Source organism: Micromonospora sp. NPDC057141 (assembly GCF_042670805.1).
Classification (GTDB): Bacteria; Actinomycetota; Actinomycetes; order Mycobacteriales; family Micromonosporaceae; genus Micromonospora.
The window spans coordinates 1-1,923 of the sequence record NZ_JBHUVA010000163.1; the positions used below are offsets into that span (position 1 = coordinate 1).

General features: G+C 79.6%; 1 protein-coding gene. It reads right to left on the reverse strand.

Features of this window, described 5'->3' with window-relative positions; genetic code table 11:
- Positions 1-104 precede the first annotated feature (104 nt).
- A complete protein-coding gene (locus tag ACFT41_RS32190) occupies positions 105-1,781 on the reverse strand; it encodes a DNA polymerase Y family protein (protein ID WP_377590405.1) in 1,677 nt (558 codons plus the stop codon).
- Positions 1,782-1,923: the final 142 nt, after the last annotated feature.

The window sequence follows — 1,923 nt, forward strand, 5'->3', positions numbered from 1 at the left end:
CTTTCGGCCCCTGGAGGGGCCGAAAGCTACCAAGATCTATAGAAGTTGGCAGCGACTGCGGTGCCGGGAGGGAGACGGCGCGCTCAGCGGGAAGGGCCCGGCGGTCAGTCATAGATCGCCTCCACCAGCCACCGGCCGGACTCGACCGCCAGTAGGAGGGCCGCGCCGTCGGCCAGGCAGACCTGGAACCGGGCGCGGCGGCTGGCCTCCGCCGGGGACCACCAACGCTCGTCCACCGGCCACGGGCCGGCCCAGCCGACGATCTCCACCGGCCGCGCCGCGCCGACGACCAGCCGCGCCGGTGCGGCGGTGAGCTGGAGCCGCGCGCTGACCCCGACTGGCTCGCCGGCCGCGTCGTGGACGGTAGCGGCGAGCGGAACGGGCAGCACCACGGCCGGCGAGGGCGGCGGCAGCCGGCCCGGCCACGGCGGCGGCGCCAGGGCCGGCGAGGGACCGCCGGCCCTTCGACCCACGCCTGCTGCGCCGGGTCCCTGCGGCAGGCGCCCCGGCCACGGGGCCACCACGCCGCCACCCGACCCGGCCGACCCACCGGCGCGGGCGGGCAGCCGCTCGTCGCCCCACGGCACCAGCCGCACCTGGTCGCCCGGTGACCGGCCGCCGCCGAGCACTGCGGTGACCACCGCCTCGGGGCCGAGGAGGCCCTGCACCCGGCTCAGCGCCCGGTGCGCCCGCTCCCGTTCCTCGCCCGTCTCCCCCCACAGCCCGGGTTGCAGGTCGGCCCGGGCGAGCACCCCGTCGGGCACCAGGCGCAGCCGGATGATCCCGGCCGTCGGGCGCACCGGGCGGGCGCCGGACCGGCCGGCGCTGCCGGAGAGCCAGCCGTCGAGCTGCCACCGCACCCGGTCGGCGATGGCCGCCGCGGTGAGCAGCCCGTCGTGCCGCCACACGCGGTGCAGCTCCTGGCCGTGGGCGGTGACCGCCTCGATGCCCAGCCGGGTGCAGGCCAGCCCGTGCGCGGCGAGCCGGTCGTGCAGCCGCTCGGCCAGCGCGCGGGCGGCGAAGGCGGCGGCGTCGACCCGGTCGATCGGCTCGTCGTGGTCGGCGGTGACCGCCAGGTCGGTCGGGGGCCGGCGGACAGCCAACGGCCGGTGGTCCCGGCCGGCGGCGAGCCGGTGGGCCAGCGCCCCGTCGAACCCGAACCGGGCCAGCACATCCCCGGCCGGCAGCGCGGCGAAGCCCGCCAGGGTGCGTACGCCGAGCCGGCGCAGCAAATCGGCCAGGGCCGGCCGGCCGAGCGCCTCCACCGGCAGGCCGGCCAGAAACCCGGGGGTGCCGCCGGGGGGCACCACCTGCCCGGCACGGGCCGCCAGGCCGGCGGCGAACACCCCGTCGGCGATGCCCACCTGGCTCTCCACCGCACAGGTCTGGGCGACGTGCTCGATGATCCGCTCGGCGGCCGCCTCCTCGCCGCCGAGGTAGCGGGCCGGGCCCCGGGCGGCCAGCGCGCAGGCGCCGGGGCGCACCACCTCGACGCCAGCAGCCAACTCCTCGACGGCGGCGACCACCGGCTCGAAGGCTCGGGCGTCCCGCCCCGGGTCGTGGTCGACGACGGTCAGCCGGGGACAGCGCCCCTGCGCCTCCCGCTTGCGCAGGCCCCGGCGGACGCCCTCGGCGCGGGCCGCCTCGGAGCAGGCGACCACCCGGTTGGCGTGCAGCACGGCCACCGCCCCGGTGGCCGGCACCCCGTCGACGATCTCGGCGGCGAGCACCGGCCAGTCCGGGCACCAGAGCAGCAGCGTCCGCACCGGCCCACCGGTCACGCCGGACCGACCACGGTGAGCGCGCCACGACGGGCCGCCGCGCCCGCCGGCAGCGCGGCGGACGACGGCAGCGCGGCGGACGACGGCAGCGCGGCGGACGACGGCAGCGCGGCGGACGACGGCAGCGCGGCGGACGACGGCA